General features: G+C 52.5%; 25 protein-coding genes. 20 read left to right on the top strand and 5 right to left on the bottom strand.

Features of this window, described 5'->3' with window-relative positions:
• Nucleotides 1-31: 31 nt before the first annotated feature.
• Genes NTE_RS08285 through purK form a run of 4 tightly spaced genes read right to left on the bottom strand, consistent with a single transcriptional unit; the run spans nt 32 to nt 2514 of the window.
• Entirely contained in the window at nt 32-418 is a 387-nt protein-coding gene (locus NTE_RS08285) for a hypothetical protein (protein ID WP_148700593.1), read from the bottom strand.
• Nucleotides 419-431: 13 nt separating this feature from the next.
• Complete coding sequence (locus NTE_RS08280) at nt 432-737, bottom strand: hypothetical protein (RefSeq protein ID WP_148700592.1); 306 nt, start codon at nt 735-737, stop codon at nt 432-434.
• 32 nt (nt 738-769) lie between these two features.
• Nucleotides 770-1318, bottom strand: a complete 549-nt coding sequence (gene purE, locus NTE_RS08275; protein WP_148700591.1) for a 5-(carboxyamino)imidazole ribonucleotide mutase — start codon at nt 1316-1318, stop codon at nt 770-772.
• 5 nt (nt 1319-1323) lie between these two features.
• The gene (gene purK / locus NTE_RS08270) at nt 1324-2514 is read right to left on the bottom strand and encodes a 5-(carboxyamino)imidazole ribonucleotide synthase (protein ID WP_226986919.1); all 1191 of its coding nucleotides are present in this window, start codon (nt 2512-2514) and stop codon (nt 1324-1326) included.
• Between the two features lie 98 nt (nt 2515-2612).
• Here purK and purC point away from each other — a divergent pair, with 98 nt between their 5' ends.
• Complete coding sequence (purC, locus tag NTE_RS08265) at nt 2613-3446, top strand: phosphoribosylaminoimidazolesuccinocarboxamide synthase (protein WP_148700590.1); 834 nt, start codon at nt 2613-2615, stop codon at nt 3444-3446.
• Between the two features lie 281 nt (nt 3447-3727).
• Nucleotides 3728-4264 (top strand): ArsR/SmtB family transcription factor, encoded by a 537-nt coding sequence (locus tag NTE_RS08260; protein ID WP_158385275.1) that lies wholly within the window; start codon nt 3728-3730, stop codon nt 4262-4264.
• Nucleotides 4265-4587: 323 nt separating this feature from the next.
• On the opposite strand, the gene NTE_RS08255 is transcribed toward NTE_RS08260, so the two are convergent.
• Entirely contained in the window at nt 4588-5013 is a 426-nt protein-coding gene (locus NTE_RS08255) for a DUF371 domain-containing protein (RefSeq protein ID WP_226987261.1), read from the bottom strand.
• Between the two features lie 135 nt (nt 5014-5148).
• Between NTE_RS08255 and NTE_RS08250 the strand changes: the two genes are divergently transcribed.
• The 18 genes from NTE_RS08250 to NTE_RS08170 all read left to right on the top strand — a co-directional run bounded on the left by NTE_RS08250 (nt 5149) and on the right by NTE_RS08170 (nt 14794).
• Entirely contained in the window at nt 5149-5361 is a 213-nt protein-coding gene (locus NTE_RS08250; protein WP_148700588.1) for a hypothetical protein, read from the top strand.
• Nucleotides 5362-5528: 167 nt separating this feature from the next.
• Entirely contained in the window at nt 5529-6266 is a 738-nt protein-coding gene (gene psmA, locus NTE_RS08245) for an archaeal proteasome endopeptidase complex subunit alpha (protein WP_148700587.1), read from the top strand.
• A gap of 48 nt (nt 6267-6314) precedes the next feature.
• On the top strand, nt 6315-6974 hold the full coding sequence (locus tag NTE_RS08240) for a thioredoxin domain-containing protein (protein WP_148700586.1): 660 nt from the start codon (nt 6315-6317) through the stop codon (nt 6972-6974).
• A gap of 21 nt (nt 6975-6995) precedes the next feature.
• The gene (locus NTE_RS08235; RefSeq protein WP_148700585.1) at nt 6996-7838 is read left to right on the top strand and encodes a putative RNA uridine N3 methyltransferase; all 843 of its coding nucleotides are present in this window, start codon (nt 6996-6998) and stop codon (nt 7836-7838) included.
• A gap of 52 nt (nt 7839-7890) precedes the next feature.
• Nucleotides 7891-8895, top strand: a complete 1005-nt coding sequence (locus NTE_RS08230) for a 50S ribosomal protein L3 (RefSeq protein WP_148700584.1) — start codon at nt 7891-7893, stop codon at nt 8893-8895.
• A 1-nt stretch (nt 8896) separates the two neighbouring features.
• Complete coding sequence (rplD, locus tag NTE_RS08225; protein WP_148700583.1) at nt 8897-9706, top strand: 50S ribosomal protein L4; 810 nt, start codon at nt 8897-8899, stop codon at nt 9704-9706.
• Nucleotides 9703-10038, top strand: a complete 336-nt coding sequence (locus NTE_RS08220; RefSeq protein WP_226986918.1) for a 50S ribosomal protein L23 — start codon at nt 9703-9705, stop codon at nt 10036-10038. The genes rplD and NTE_RS08220 overlap by 4 nt, the downstream gene beginning before the upstream one ends.
• 64 nt (nt 10039-10102) lie before the next feature.
• A complete protein-coding gene (locus NTE_RS08215) occupies nt 10103-10510 on the top strand; it encodes a 30S ribosomal protein S19 (RefSeq protein ID WP_075053869.1) in 408 nt (135 codons plus the stop codon).
• Between the two features lie 7 nt (nt 10511-10517).
• Nucleotides 10518-10991, top strand: a complete 474-nt coding sequence (locus NTE_RS08210) for a 50S ribosomal protein L22 (RefSeq protein WP_075055949.1) — start codon at nt 10518-10520, stop codon at nt 10989-10991.
• Entirely contained in the window at nt 10991-11656 is a 666-nt protein-coding gene (locus tag NTE_RS08205) for a 30S ribosomal protein S3 (protein WP_226986917.1), read from the top strand. The genes NTE_RS08210 and NTE_RS08205 overlap by 1 nt, the downstream gene beginning before the upstream one ends.
• Nucleotides 11643-11849, top strand: a complete 207-nt coding sequence (gene rpmC, locus NTE_RS16950; RefSeq protein ID WP_193354064.1) for a 50S ribosomal protein L29 — start codon at nt 11643-11645, stop codon at nt 11847-11849. Before NTE_RS08205 ends, rpmC begins: the two co-directional genes overlap by 14 nt.
• Before the next feature lies 1 nt (nt 11850).
• Complete coding sequence (locus NTE_RS08200) at nt 11851-12117, top strand: ribonuclease P protein component 1 (protein WP_148700582.1); 267 nt, start codon at nt 11851-11853, stop codon at nt 12115-12117.
• An 18-nt stretch (nt 12118-12135) separates the two neighbouring features.
• Nucleotides 12136-12477, top strand: coding sequence for a 30S ribosomal protein S17 (locus NTE_RS08195; RefSeq protein WP_148700581.1), 342 nt, complete (start codon nt 12136-12138; stop codon nt 12475-12477).
• The gene (locus tag NTE_RS08190; RefSeq protein WP_148700580.1) at nt 12461-12901 is read left to right on the top strand and encodes a 50S ribosomal protein L14; all 441 of its coding nucleotides are present in this window, start codon (nt 12461-12463) and stop codon (nt 12899-12901) included. The genes NTE_RS08195 and NTE_RS08190 overlap by 17 nt, the downstream gene beginning before the upstream one ends.
• 15 nt (nt 12902-12916) lie before the next feature.
• A complete protein-coding gene (rplX, locus tag NTE_RS08185) occupies nt 12917-13366 on the top strand; it encodes a 50S ribosomal protein L24 (RefSeq protein ID WP_148700579.1) in 450 nt (149 codons plus the stop codon).
• Nucleotides 13366-14079, top strand: coding sequence for a 30S ribosomal protein S4e (locus tag NTE_RS08180; protein WP_148700578.1), 714 nt, complete (start codon nt 13366-13368; stop codon nt 14077-14079). Before rplX ends, NTE_RS08180 begins: the two co-directional genes overlap by 1 nt.
• 5 nt (nt 14080-14084) lie before the next feature.
• A complete protein-coding gene (locus NTE_RS08175) occupies nt 14085-14609 on the top strand; it encodes a 50S ribosomal protein L5 (RefSeq protein ID WP_148700577.1) in 525 nt (174 codons plus the stop codon).
• A 5-nt stretch (nt 14610-14614) separates the two neighbouring features.
• Nucleotides 14615-14794 carry a 30S ribosomal protein S14 gene (locus NTE_RS08170; protein WP_075053861.1) on the top strand — a complete coding sequence of 60 codons (180 nt, stop codon included), beginning with the start codon at nt 14615-14617 and terminating at the stop codon, nt 14792-14794.
• The last annotated feature ends 12 nt before the right edge of the window (nt 14795-14806 follow it).

Here is a 14806-nt window from a genome sequence, read left to right as displayed (position 1 = left end):
GGAAGCTAATGTGACGATAAGGAAAAAGGAACTAGAGCGCGGCCTTGATGTGGCCGGCGATAATGTCTGCGATCTCTACCATGACAGGGTTTGCCTTCAGGTTTTCATCGTGGTTCCACCGGCCATAGATCCTCACGTGCCCGTCAAGCGGGTCAACGCGGACCTCGCGCTCGTGCAGGAGCACCTGCTTTAACAGCTCAGTAAGGCGCTCGTCCTGCTGCAGTTTGTCTGCAAAGGCGCTTGCGCCTGTCCACTTGACTGCAACGACGCGCTTTTCAGAAAAGTGGCCCTTGGTTATCGGCTCGCACCTTGCAAGGAACTTTTGCGTGTTTACGTCGTCGCCTGTCTGGACGATATAGTGTACCTGGTAGTAGTCAAGCGCACCATACGGAAGCGGCATTGAATCTTGTCTTGTCATTTTTTCTTATCACCTAGTGTTTCTGGAGCACCTGGACAAGGTCAAAGTTCTTGTTCCTGACCCTAATGACGCCCTTGTTGGTAGTAAACTTGGAATTCATGCCAAACATGTGGCTGTAGCATGGCTTGCTCTCAATAGGATGCGTGCCCTGCGCAACCGTCTCGGCAATGATGCCGTGTTCATTCAGGTCGTTGGCCAGCATCTCGTTTGGCGCCAACCTTTTGACAATCACTGGCTCGCCGTCGCCGTGCCCGTGCTCCTCTTCTTTGTGCAGTTCACCGTGGGAATGGCTGGAAGAATTATGCTCTTGATACTCCACGCCAAGAGGTATCGGGAGCGGCCAAATAAATTCTACTGCTGCAATCGACGATCTTTTGCCAGGTACTTGCCTATGCCCATGTCTTCAAGCGACTGGGCCTTTTCAAGAACGGAACCTTCCATCTCCTGCTTGAATTTCTCTATCCTTTTTGCAATGGCAGGGTGCTTGGCCGCAAGGATCTGGCACGCAAGTATGCCGGCGTTTTTTGCGCCGTTTATAGCCACCGTCGCAACGGGGACGCCGGGCGGCATCTGTGCTATTGAAAGCAATGAATCAATGCCGTCAAGGCTCTTGGTCTTTATCGGAACGCCTATCACGGGCAGGGGGGTAAGCGACGCAGTCATGCCCGGCAGGTGGGCCGCCCCTCCGGCCCCTGCAATGATTACCTCTATTCCCCTTTTCTTGGCGCTTTTGGCATAGTCGTACATGCGCTTTGCGGTGCGGTGCGCAGACACTATGGTCACCTCGTTTGGAACGCCAAAAGAGTCGAGGAACTCTGCCGCCTCTTTCATCACCGGCAGGTCAGAGTCGCTTCCCATGATGATGCCTACAAGCGGTTTTTTTGTTGTCGCTGTTGCCATCGTTATCAGCTTGCTCCCTCTTTTTCTGCGGCCGGCACGAGCGTGATAGCATTGCGCGCCTTTTTAGCCCTTGCTAGGGCCTCCTTTACGGTCCTGCCGGTAGCCGTGATGTGGCCAAGTTTTCTGCGCGGCTTGGATACCTTTTTGCCATAGACGTACAGTTCCGCCCCGGGCACCTTCATCATCGCGTCAAGTCCGGCGACTGCATACACGCCGTCAAAGTCTTCAGGACCCAAGATGTTTATCATGACTGCCGGCGACAGAAGTTCCGGCTTGGCAAGCGGCAGGTCAAGCACGGCCCGCAGATGCTGCTCAAACTGCGACACCGAGCACGCCTCGTTGGTGTAGTGGCCAGAGTTGTGGACCCGGGGCGCAATCTCGTTTATCAGCACGTCGCCTCTTTTTGTTACAAACATTTCAATCCCAAAGATGCCTGCGCCGTGCAGAACCTCCATCGTCCTCTTTGCCAGCTTTATGGCTTTCTGCTCGACCTTGCGGCTTATCTGCGCTGGCGCAATCGTGGTGTCAAGTATGCTGTTTTTGTGGATATTTTCAACGACTGGAAACGACTCTATCTGCCCGGAAGGGTTTCTTGCCACCATTATCGACACTTCCTTTGTAAAAAGGACAAACTTTTCCAGCATGATTTCCCTGCCTTTGAAATACTCGTAGGCGCGGTGTATGTCGCCCTTGGTTTTTATCACAAAGTTGCCTCGGCCGTCGTACGAGTCCTCAGTCGCTTTCAGGACCGCGGGAAGACCGAATTTCTGGCACAGCTCGTGCAGGTGCTCTTCTGATTTTACAAGCTCAAAATCAGGAACTGCTATCCTGTGCTTCTGAAGAAATGACTTTTGGCGGTGTTTGTTTTGTATGATGCGCAGGGTTTCAGGGGCAGGCCGGACGGGATAGTTTTTCTCCTCCAGTTGCTTTAGCGCAGTCGAGTTGGCCAGCTCGATTTCATAGGTGAGCACGTCGCATTTTTCTGCCAGCCTCATGATCGCGGCCTCGTCCTTAAAGTCGGCCACAATCTGCTCGTCGGCTATTCTTGAAGCTGGACAGCCTTCGGTCGGGTCGAGAACTATGACCCTAAACGACATGCGCCTTGCCTCGTGTGCTATCATCTTGCCAAGCTGCCCGCCGCCGATTATCCCGACGCAGGTGGGGCTTTTCATGGAAAGCATGTCGCTCTTTAACAATTCCGACGTTGGTTCGTACAGGCGCCGTTAAAAGCCTTTTTTAAAAATAACAAGAACAATAGATAAGCAGATATGCCATAACACGCAACAATTCGGCGTTGAGGCTTATCCGCAAGGGCAAGGTCAAGGACATTTACCAGCTTGATGATGGCAACATCCTCTTCCATTTCTCAGACAGGGTCTCGGCGTTTGACGTCAAGATGGCAACTCCCATACCGAGAAAAGGCGAGGTATTGTGCAGGTTTGGCGAGTTCTGGTTCAACACCCTTGGCACGCCGCACCACATGCTGCGAGTGCAGGACAAGGACAAGATGGTGGTAAAGAAACTGACCATGATCCCGCTAGAGTGCGTTGTACGGGGGTATTTCTATGGCAGTTTTGCCGAGCGCTTTAAGGACCACCTTGGCAAGAGCCTGCCTGCAGATTACAAGCCGGTGATGGCCGGCAAGCTGCCAAGGCCGATATTTGACCCGACGACAAAATCAGAGGAGCACGACATGCCAGTCAACAAGGAGCAGGCCATCTCTATGGGCCTTGTCTCCAAAGACGACTATGAGTTTCTTGAAAAGACGTCAATCTCGCTCTATGAAAAGATGAGTGCAATCGTCGAAAAGGCTGGCTTTATCATAGCCGATGTCAAGTTCGAGTTTGGCCGCGACGAAAGCGGCAGAATAGTGTTGGGGGACTCGCTTGGGCCTGATGAATACCGCCTTTGGCTCAAGGCCGACTACCAGCCGGGCAGGATCCAGGAGGCGTACGACAAGCAACTTTTGCGCGACTGGCTCATCAAGACAGGGTTCAAGGCAGAAATCGACAGGCTTGCAAAGGAAGGCAAAAAGCCCGAGCCGCCCGCAGTTGCGCCTGAAATAGCAGGCGAGCTTTCAAGGCGCTACATACTTGCGTACGAGCGCATAAGCGGCAGGACGCTTTAATCGCTCAATTCCCTGCCTTATTTCTGCGCCTTTTTCCGCATGCTGCGTGCTTGCAGGCGGCCCCATCGCCTGCCTGGCCGCTTTTGCGCGACAGCCAACCGAATTTGTCATAGCATTACTACAATTATAGTATCATTTCATCATGATAAACTAGAGATGGCGGAATTAATAACTATACTATCTATGCCATATTGCAACTACAGATACGATTGCAATTAACCAACAGAACAAAACAATCAGACAAGCGCGCTTTACTATGCATGACGGCATCCTGTACGCATATGGCAGATGCGCTGTTTCAAAAGGACGTTAAAGTAAGGCGCGTGACAACCTTGAATCATGTCGCAGCGCAGGGGTTAAGCGACCCTGCAAGAATGCGGATACTAGAGCTTGTAAGCCACAAGCCCATGAACGCCGAAGAAATCGCAAAAGCGCTAGGAAGTGCAGGCGTCAAAAAGGCCACGACCACGGTCAGGCACCATCTTGACACGCTCAAGGAAGCAGGCCTGGTAGAAGCGGCAAAGATGGTCGAAGTAAGGGGCGCAGTGATGAAGTACTACTCTGCTACGCTCCGGGTGTTTGACTGCCAAGCGCCAGCAGATCTTGACAGCAAGGCTTTACGGCTGATTGACGATACGAGCGGCAAGCTGGCAAAGGTGCTAAAGAGCGTGCATGAGGACAAGCGTTTTTTGGCGCTTGACAAGGACGGCAAGTGCAGGGAGTTTCTCGCTCTTGAAATCATAAATGCTGCTCTTGCAAGGGCGATGGAAAGGCCAGAATACAAGGAACTGACGGCGGCAGGGCAACAAAAGAAGTAACCGGCAGGGCAGGTTTTGATGCAAAATTACTTCTTTAATATTAACACTAGTGTTTAGCATCGTCTGTGCTGGCACACACATACATACAATATGGGGACAATCCTGCTTGCGGCACTTGATCCCGCCGGCTGTGCAAAAGCGCGATTATGCACAGCCGTGCCCAAATTATGCATTTATGCACGCTCAAAAAGCCTAGCTATGCAGATTTTTCCTTGCTGAATGACTATTATATTTCTGACGACATGAGGCCAGTTTGCGCGCGCAACCAAAATTCTTGATGTGCTGTATATGGCTCTAGCGTATGCTAACAACAACAATATTTTTTACTCGACTGTTACGCGGAAGATGCCTTTTGTGCCAGGGTCTTGAAGCGCCTTGACCATGCCACGCGGTATGTCAGACGACGCTTTATCGCACCTCACAGAAAGCGTCCGGGGGCAGACGAAATTTGTCTTGCGGATTACAATGTCGTGCTTGTTTTGAAGCGTAAGCCGCTCATCGCCGGCACCGCTTATCGTATAGACATCGTTTCCCACGATTATCTCTATTTTTACGTGCGAGTCGCTCCTTGCCAGCTTGCGCTTTATCTTTTCGTCAATGTCGGCGCACGCCTTTTCAGCATTGACGCCAATTATGCAATCGCCCCTCAGCGTCAGGTGCTCCTCTTTTGTAATCTCGACAGTCCTTGCGTGCAGAGACTGGACGTTTGGGTGGCCAAAGAACGCGATGTCGTCCTGCAATACAGGCACACCTTTCTTGCAGACGATATTAAAATCAATCAAAATAACATAATCTCGCAAGCGGGCGGCCGGAAAGAAACAAAATGTACAAACACTGCCTTATGTGCAAATTCTTATTTAGCAGAGACGCTTACACTCTAGCGTATGGCTCTTTGGCAAAGACTAGAGGAATTTGCATACAGTCATCCAACGGTGGCAGCATTTGCGATTGCAATAGTTGCTGTTTCTGCCATAGCACTGGCCTTTTCGGTATTTGCAGCAGCAACAGGCAACACGCATTACCTGCACAATGATGTCGCTAGAGTTGCGTTCCACACTACCACTGCTTCTTCAAGACCGGGCTGCCTTTACGCCTAGAGGGCAGAGAGTAAAGTTTTTTCCTTCACGTCTTGAGCGTTCTATAGCCAGAATTCCTGCGCGCTTGAGCAAAAAAGCATCCGGAGGTTTATCCCGGTTTGGCAATAAGATGCCGCGTAAAAAGCGAGGTAAACTTAAATTAAACGGGAGAGGCAAATTAGCTCGAATTGTTACCAGCAGCAGCAGGCTATGACCGAGCAATTACCGTATTTTCGCCAGACGGCAGGCTTTACCAAGTAGAATACGCCATTGAGACCGTAAGGCGTGGAACCCTTGCCATAGGAATCAAGGCAAAGGATGGCGTCGTCCTCGCAGTAGAGGAAAAGACGAGGAAGCTCCAGATAAACAACGTTACACAAAAGATCTTCCAGGTCGACGACCACATTGGCGTCGCTGCGGCAGGCTATATCCCTGACGCAAGGACCCAGGTTGACCACGCAAGGTTCTTTGCGCAGAGCAACAGGCTCATCTACGACGAGCCGGTAGACGTCGAAGGCGTTGCCAAGAACATCGCCGACATGGCCCAGCAGTTCACGCAGTATGCAGGCGTCAGGCCGTTTGGCGTCGCGCTCTTGCTTGCAGGTGTCGACAAGAACGGCGCAAACCTGTTCCTCACAGACCCGTCAGGCACCTACATTGGCTATGACGCAATGGCGATAGGCGCAGGAAGCGACCAGGTCACGGACTTCCTCGAAAAGTCATACAAGCAGGACATCTCGCTTGCAGAGGCGGCCTCGCTTGCCGTTGAGTGCATCTACCTTGTCAGCGAGGACAAGTCCAGCACCAAGCACTTGAAGATGGCCATCATTGATACCAAGACAAAGACCATGCGCAAGATAGAAGACGAAGAGCTGGAAAAGTACGCAGCTTCTGCCAAGGAAAGAGCAGGCAAGCACCCGGCCTGAAAATCCCGGTAAGGTTAATACAGTGACGGGAATTACTGCTTACTACACATGGCAGTAAAAGTAGGCACAAAGGCTCCAAACCTGCACGTTTCTACATGGGTGCAGGGCAAGCCCACCAACTTGGACCAAGAAAAGGGCAATGTCGTCGTTGTTGAGGTATTCCAGGTAAACTGTCCCGGCTGCTTTATGTATGGCATTCCGGAGGCAATAGAACTTTACAACAAGTACCGTGACAGCGGCCTCACGGTTCTTGGCATGGCTACTGCGTTTGAAGACTATGACAAAAACACGCTTGAAAACCTGCAAAAGTTGCTGACTACAGGCGAGGTCATTGGCGAGACGCAAAAAGCGCTGTCGATGTACGGCCAGCTGAAAGGCGGCAAGCTGCCGTACAAGATACCGTTCCCGGTGGGCATGGACGTGCTGAAAAAGGAAAACGGCCAGATAACAGAGAGCAAGATAATGGACGTGATCGAGGCAAACGTGCCGGACTTTCGCTCGTACAGCGAAAAGGACAAGCAGGTGATGATAGAGCGCGTGAAAATGTACCTGCAAGGCAAGGAATACTCTGCCAAGACGTTTGAGGAATACGCGATGCGCGGGACTCCAACTTCGCTTGTAATAGACAAAAAGGGCAACCTGCGCCACAACCTCTTTGGCGCAACAGGCTACCTGGGAACTATAGTAGAAGAGCTTCTCAATGAATAAAGAAAGGTAAGTAGAAAAAACATGCAGAACCTCTGGGTAGCAATACCCGACTCTTCGCTTTCAGACGAGCAGACCAAGCGCGACAAGAGCATCAAGATAGCCCAGTTTGCGCGCGCCTGCTCCATCTTTCGAGCAAAGCGCATCTACATCTACCACGACCCGCTATCGCAGTTTGAAAAAGAAGACCCGATACTTTTGCGCACCGTGCTCCGCTACCTTGACACGCCGCAATATTTGCGCAAGATACTGTACCCCAAGATGACGCAGCTGGAATTTGCCGGCATATTGCATCCAATAAAGGCGCCGCACCACAGGCCTGCGCAGGACATCAAGACGGTCAGGGCCGGCGACGTGCGCACTGGCGTGATCGCAAAGGTAAAGGGCGCGCTGTTTGTGGAGGCCGGCCTAGGCTCGCTTGTGCCGTTTGAGGGGCAGGGCTTTGAGGGCAAGAAGGTGAACGTCAAGTTCACGCAGCCGTATCCCAACCTGCGCGCAGTGGAAGCAACAGATCACGACATCTCGGATTACTGGGGCTATGAAGTCAAGGAGGTGCCGTCAGTGGTAAAGCTGCTGTCAAGCAGCATGGAAAAGACAGTCGCAGTCATCACGTCAAGAAAAGGCAGCTATTTCAAAAACGTCGAGGTCAAGCTTGGCGAGCGCATCAGGGCAAACGAGAACGTGCTTGTCGTGTTTGGCGCGCCAAGACACGGCGTGCACGAGATCATTGCAAAAGAAGGTACAAACGTGCGTGCCGAATTTGTCGTGAACATGTTTCCAAACCAAGCCACGGAAACGGTGCGCCTAGAAGAGGCCATCCTTGGCACTCTTGCCATCTTGAACAGCTCTATTTTGTCCAAGAACTAGCTTTGTTCACTGAATAATTTATAAAAGGAAACGCAAGACTGTTGCGTTACCTATGGGTCATCGTAAGTATAGCGCCCCAAGAAGGGGTAGCATAGCCTTCCGCCCGAGGGCCAGGGCAAGGAGCCTCGAAGCAAGGGTCCGCACTTGGCCGGAAATAGCGGGAGAGAAAAGCTCACTATTGGGATTTGCAGGTTTCAAGGCAGGGAGTATACACGTTCTAACCATCGACGACAGGGAAAAGACTCCAAACTTTGGCAAGCAGCTGCTAAACGCTGCCACGGTCATTGCGACTCCACCAATGAAGATAATCGGCGCTCGCGCCTACAAGACAGACTTGTACGGGCAGCACGCGATCTTTGACGTCTACGCAAAGGACCTGCCAAAAGAAATGTCGCGCCGAGTCGACATCAAGCAGGCCGACGACGCAATGGCAAAGGCCGAGGCCAAGGTCGCGCAGGCAAGCTCTGTCATGGCAATCGCTGCAGTTTCTCCAAGCGCAGTCGGCATTTCTCAGAAAAAGCCGTTTGTCTTTGAGCTTGCAGTTTCCGGCAAGGATGCAAAAGCGCAGTTTGAATACGTCAAGAGCATCCTCGGCAAGGAAATGAAGGCAAGCGACATTTTCCAGAACGGCCAGAACATTGATGTCTTTGGCATCACGCGCGGCAAGGGTGTCGAAGGCCCGATTACAAGGTTTGGTGTCAAGCGCAAGCAGCACAAGTCAAGAAAGAGCGTACGTGCAGTCGGTACACTGGGTCCGATATCTCCTGCGGTCGTCATGTACACGGTCGCAAGGCAGGGCCAGCGCGGCTTCCACCAGAGGACCGAATACAATAAGCGCATTTTGATAATGTCAAACACTGAAAAGGACGGACAGCAGCAAAGCTCCATCAACCCCACTGGCGGCTTCAAGCACTTTGGGCTTGTCAAGGGCGATTACATCGTAGTAAGGGGCTCGGTGCCGGGCGTTCCAAAGCGCCTGATAAAGATGAGGCACCCAATACGCAACCTTCCAAAGAAGGTGCAGGAGCCAAAGGTTCTGGAGGTAGTTGTTCAGTAACATGACAAAGGCAACAGTAACAGGCATTGACGGCAAGGACGCAGGAAGCATCGAGCTCCCGATTGTCTTTGAGACGCCGTACAGGCCGGAGGTAATCCACAAGGTGTACGTCAACCTCGCCTCGCACACGTACCAGAGGCAGGGTCGCTACCCCGCTGCAGGTGAGAACGTCTCTGCAGAATCAAGAAACACAGGTCTTGGCATTGCACGTCTTGCAAGGGCGCGGGGCGAAGGGTTCCCAAGGGCAGGACAGGCAGCAGGCGTGGCAGGCGTAAGGCACGGCAGGGTTGCGCACCCGCCAGAGTCATGGAAGCACATTTACAAGAAAATCAATCACAAGGAAAAGCAGCTCGGCCTCTGCTCCGCAATTGCGGCAACTGCAAGGCGCGACCTAGTAGAGGGCCGCGGCCACAAGCTTGCCAAGGATGTCAAACTGCCGCTGGTCGTTTCAAATGACATTGAATCTGTCGCAAAGGCCAAAGACCTGATAAATACGCTTTCAGCGCTTGGCATTGCAGATGATCTTGCACGCGCAGGCGCAACCCACAAGGTCCGCTCCGGCACGGCAAGGCGCAGGGGCAGGTCCGCAAGGATTGGCACAAGCGCGCTCGTAGTTGTCGGAAACGACGCCAAGGCTCTTGCAATAAAGTCGATACCGGGCGTAGAGGTCAAGACAGCAAAGGAAATCAGCGTCCTTGACCTAGCTCCGGGCTCAAAGCCAATCAGGCTGACAATATTTTCGCAGAATGCAATAGAGCAGCTAAAAGAAGTGAAGGCCCCGATGCACAAAGTAATGGAGATGATTAGATGAGCAAGACAGACAATAGCAACAAAGCAACAGCAACAACCGCAGCGGCGGCTCCGGCAGACACCACAATGACTGCAGAAGAAGCCACGGTCATAATACTGGCACCGTACGTCACAGAAAAGACGTTCAACCAGATAGAGAAGGAAAACAAGCTCTCATTCATGGTTGCAGACCAGGCGTCAAAGCACCAGATAATTGAAGCGATGCGGATACTCTACGAAACAGAGGTATCAGAAGTCAACACGGCGCGAACTATACAGGGCAAGAAGGCGTTTGTCAAGTTCAAAGAGCCCGAAGGCGCAAGGAACCTTGCAACAAAGCTGGGACTGGTGTAACAATAACATGACAATACTCGCTAGGTTTAAAAATGGAAAAGCAGCCGAGGAGAGAGTGATATAGTTGGTACGTGAATTCAAGTTCAAGGGCTATACGCCTGAGCAGTTACAGTCACTGTCTATTGAGAACCTTTTGCCGCTTCTCAACGCACGGCAGCGCAGGTCGCTTGACAAGCGCGTCGGCACATACATGAACGACGAAAAGAGAAAGCTGCGCGAAAAGATAAAGCTGGCACGCGACGGCAAGCTGAAAGGCGCAATCAGAACACACATCCGCGACATGATAATCCTGCCGGACATGATAGGCCTTACAATAAACGTCCACAACGGCAAAGAATTTGCAGCAGTCGCAATCAGGCCAGAAATGGTCGGACACTATCTCGGTGAATACGCAATAACGAACAAGAGAGTCCAGCATGGCGCACCAGGTGTCGGCGCTTCGAGGTCCAGCCTCTACGTCCCGCTGAAGTGATGCACATATGCCACAATTCTCTTATTCTTTCCAAAACTTTGACAAGGCCCGCCACGTGCGCGCCGCAGTCCGCGAAAAGAGCATTTCTCACAAGCATTCTCGCGAGATAGCAGTTGCCATCAAGGGCATGTCCATCGAAAAGGCCCGCGAGTTCCTTGAAAACGTCGTGGCCAAAAAGGTCGCCGTGCCATACCGCAGGTACCACAACGAAGTCGCGCACAGGACCAACATCCGCGACGGCTTTGCGGCAGGCAGGTTCCCGCAAAAGGCGGCAAACGAATTCCTCAGGCTTCTTGACAACCTCGAGTCAAACGCAGAGTACAAGGGCATGGACCTTGACCGCCTCCGCATAGTGAGCGCAGTAGTCCACAAGGGGACAAAGCTAAAGCGCTTTACTCCAAGGGCGATGGGCAGGTCAAGCCCCAAGGTTGACACGCTCGTGCATGTCGAGCTTGTAGCACAGGAGGTCTCTTCAGAATAATGAGCGCAGTAAAGAACGTAATGAAGAACACGTACCGCAACATGGAAATCGACGAGTTCCTCAGGAGCGAGCTTAAAGACGCTGGCTATGGCGGAGTCGAGATCCAGAAAACGCCAGTCGGTGCAAGGATAACCGTTTTCGTGACAAGGCCCGGCCTCGTAATCGGCCGCAAGGGGACAGGAATCAAGGACCTCATGGCCAAGATAGAGCAAAAGTTTGGTTTTCCAAACCCGCAGATTTCAGTACTTGAAGTAACAAACCCGGAACTGAACCCAAACATCATGTGCAACAGGATTGCACAGCTCATCGAGCGCGGGACAGCTTTTAGGCGCGCATCAATGTGGGCGCTCAACACGATAATGAGCCAGGGGGCGCTTGGCGTCGAGGTTACAATTTCAGGCAAGCTTCGCACAGAGCGCGCCCATTTTGAAAAGCACACGGTAGGCGTGGTGCCAAAGAGCGGCGACGTTGCAGGCAAGATAGTCCAGACAGGCGTTTCGTCTGTCCTGACGAAGATGGGCCTGATGGGAATACAGCTGCGCATCGCGTCAAAGTCAGAGCTGCCCCAAGAGTTCCAGATGGTCGAAGGCGGAGCACAAGCGACGCAGGAGCCAGCACAAGAAGTAACTGCACAAACAGGAGCGGAGACAAATGGCCAGGCTTAAGCTGAAGACCCTTCGTGAAATGAACGACACGGACCTCTCGCAAAAGCTTGCCGAGATGAAGGCAGACCTTGCAAAGGTCAGGTCCGAGCAGACAAAAGGCACGCTGAAAAAGCACTCGGGCGAGATAAGGTACATGAGACGCGACATTGCACGCATACTCACGCTGCTTAACGAAAGGAAGGCCAAGGCGTGATATGATAACCGCGGTAAACATCCTTGCGCACGAGCTCATCGGCCTTGACGCAAAAATAATCGAATCAACAAACACAGCGCTTGCTGGCCTTGCAGGCACCATTGTTTTTGAAACAAAAAACACGCTTGCAATAAGGTCGGGCAGCGCGACAAAAATAATTCCAAAAGCGGCAGCTAAGAAAATCAAAATCGCAACTCAAAATGGCGCTTGCTTTATAAGTGGTTCTTCGATGATAGCAAGGCCAGAGGATCGTATATCACGATTATAATAGTGTGAGAGATAGAAAATGGTAAGAAACATTGGTGTTTCAGTCATTGCCCCTCGCAAGACGTGCGAGGACGAGCTCTGCCCGTTCCACGGCACGCTCCCGGTGAGAGGCAAACTGCTGACAGGCATCGTGGCAAGTGCCAAGGCCAAAAAGATGGTCGTAGTCACGCAAGAGTACCCGAGGCCAGTCCAGAAATACAAGAGATACGAGAGGTCCCGATCCAAGGTCCACGCATACCTTCCGACGTGCATGGACGTAAAAGAAGGCGACGAGGTCAGGATCGCAGAATGCAGGCCACTTTCAAAGACAGTTTCGTTCGTAGTGATTGAGGTGAACACAAAGGATGGCGGCAGGAGCTAAGTCAAGAGCAGTTTCTGCCAAGGGCGTGGAGGAATTCCGCCCGTACATTACAAGGGCGCTGCCGGTGACGGCAGAGCTTGTATGCGCAGACAACACGGGCGCAAAGGTGTTGCGCATCGCGCAGGTCACGAGATACAAGGGAAGGCACTCGCGTCAGCCGGCGGCGGCAGTTGGAGACTTTGTCACAGTTACAGTGAAAAAAGGCCCGGCCGAGCTTCGCAAGCAGATTTTCGGCGCAGTGATTGTAAGGCAAAAGTACCCAATACGCAGGCCAAATGGAGTTCGCGTAGCGTTTGAAGACAACGCCGCTGTGCTCGTGACTCCGGAAGGCGAGATCAAGGGGACAGACATCAAGGGCCCAGTCGCAAGCGAGGCGGCTGAAAAGTGGCCGAGGATTGCAAACCTCGCAGGGATGATAGTCTAGAGGTGTTTTGTTGAGATGGCAATACATCCAAAACTCTTGCACGTTCCAAAGCACCAGCGCGACAACATGGTCGGCGCTGCCTTGTCTGATAGCCTGCGCCAGCAGTACAAGAGGCGCAGCGCACGCGTAATCAAGGGTGACTCTGTCAAGGTCATGCGCGGCGAGTACAAGGGGGTAGAGGGCAAGGTCGACAAGGTCAACACGGTCGAAGGCACCCTCGAAATCGAAGGCATCCAGCGCGAAAAGGTGCGCGGAGGCCAGGTCAAAGTCCCGATCCACGCTTCAAAGGTCATGATAACTGGACTCAAGACGGATGACAAGTACAGGTCGGCAATGCTGAGCGGCCAAAAGCAGCAGGCAGAGGCAAAGCCAAAGGCTGACAAGGCTGCAAAAAAGAAGGCAGCAGTGCCAAAGAAAAAGGCGGCAGCAGCAAAAAAAGAAAAGAAGGAGGAGAAAACTAGCTAATGGGAAAGAAAGGTGGAGCAACTAGAGTAAAGAGACAGATGGCACCGACCTTCTGGAACATCAGAAGGAAGGAAAGCCAGTTCGTCATGAGGGTAAAGCCGGGGCCTCATCCGAAAAACAGCGCATACCCGCTCGGCATGGTCCTGCGTGACGCAATCAAAGTGACGCACACGGCCAAGGAATCACAACTGATACTCAACGAAGGCAAGGTCAAGGTGGACGGCACTGTAAGGCGCGACCCGAACCTGGCAGTCGGCCTGATGGACGTGGTAGAGCTTGCAAACGGCCAAGCGTACCGCCTTGTCCCAAAGGACTCGGAACTGCTTGCGCCAGTGGCAGTAGAAGATGCAGAGAAAGCAGTAAAACTAGCCAAGATAACAAGCAAGGTCACCACCAAGGGCAAGAAACTGCAGTACGGCTTCCACGATGGCAAGACGCTCCTTGCAGACGCCAAGATGAAGGTCGGCGACACGTGCGTGCTTGAGCTTCCCGGCGCAAAGGTAAAGGACCACATCAAGTTCGAAAAAGGCGCAACGGCACTCATCATCACGGGCGAAAACGCAGGCAAGGTGGGCAAGATAGAGGATCTCCGTGAAGGAATTTTCTCCCTTCCGACCCGCGCGCTCGTCTCAGTTGGCGACAGGACGGTAGAGCTCCCGGTGGAAATGGTCATGGTAGTTGGCAAGGATAAGCCAGTGATAAAGGTGAATTAGATAGAATGAGCCAAGTTATGGAAAGCAGCAGCATGAAGAGGATCGCGGTGGACAAGGTGGTCATCAACATCGGGGTCGGCAAGTCCGGCGAGCCGATGGAAAAGGCAAAAAAAGCGCTCACCGAACTGACAGGCCACCAGCCGGCGATAAGGGGCGCAAAAAAGACAGTGCGTGACTTTGGCATCCACCAGGGCGAGCCGATAGGCGCGATGGTGACATTAAGGCGCCAAGAGGCGATTGAATTCCTAAAGCGCGTTATCGCGGCAAAAAGGAACGTGCTAAAAGAGTCTTCATTTGACAATTTCGGCAACCTTTCAATCGGCATCCACGAGCACATCGACATCCCCGGCACGAAATACAACCCGGAGATCGGCATCTTTGGAATGGACGTAAACATTGTCCTCATAAGGCCGGGATACAGGATTGCTCGCAAGAGCAGAAAACGCGCCAAGGTGGGCAAGAGCCACAGGATAACCAAGGAAGACGCAATTGCCTACTTTAGGGAGCAGTTTGGAGCGGAGGTACAGTAAACAACATGCCTAAACCAAGAGAATACGCAACAACGGGCCGCAAGCAGCTTGCGCACGGAAGAGGAGTGCGCTGGTGCAAAAGGTGCGGTTCATATAACGGACTCATCAGAAAATACAACCTGATGCTTTGCAGACAGTGCTTCAGGGAAGTGGCTGAGAGCCTGGGATTCAAGAAATTCGAGTAGGTGTAGTATGTA

The organism is Candidatus Nitrososphaera evergladensis SR1, from assembly GCF_000730285.1.
Lineage (GTDB): Archaea > Thermoproteota > Nitrososphaeria > Nitrososphaerales > Nitrososphaeraceae > Nitrososphaera > Nitrososphaera evergladensis.
Note: the sequence above shows the minus strand (reverse complement) of the source record. Positions and strands in the feature narration are given on the sequence as shown.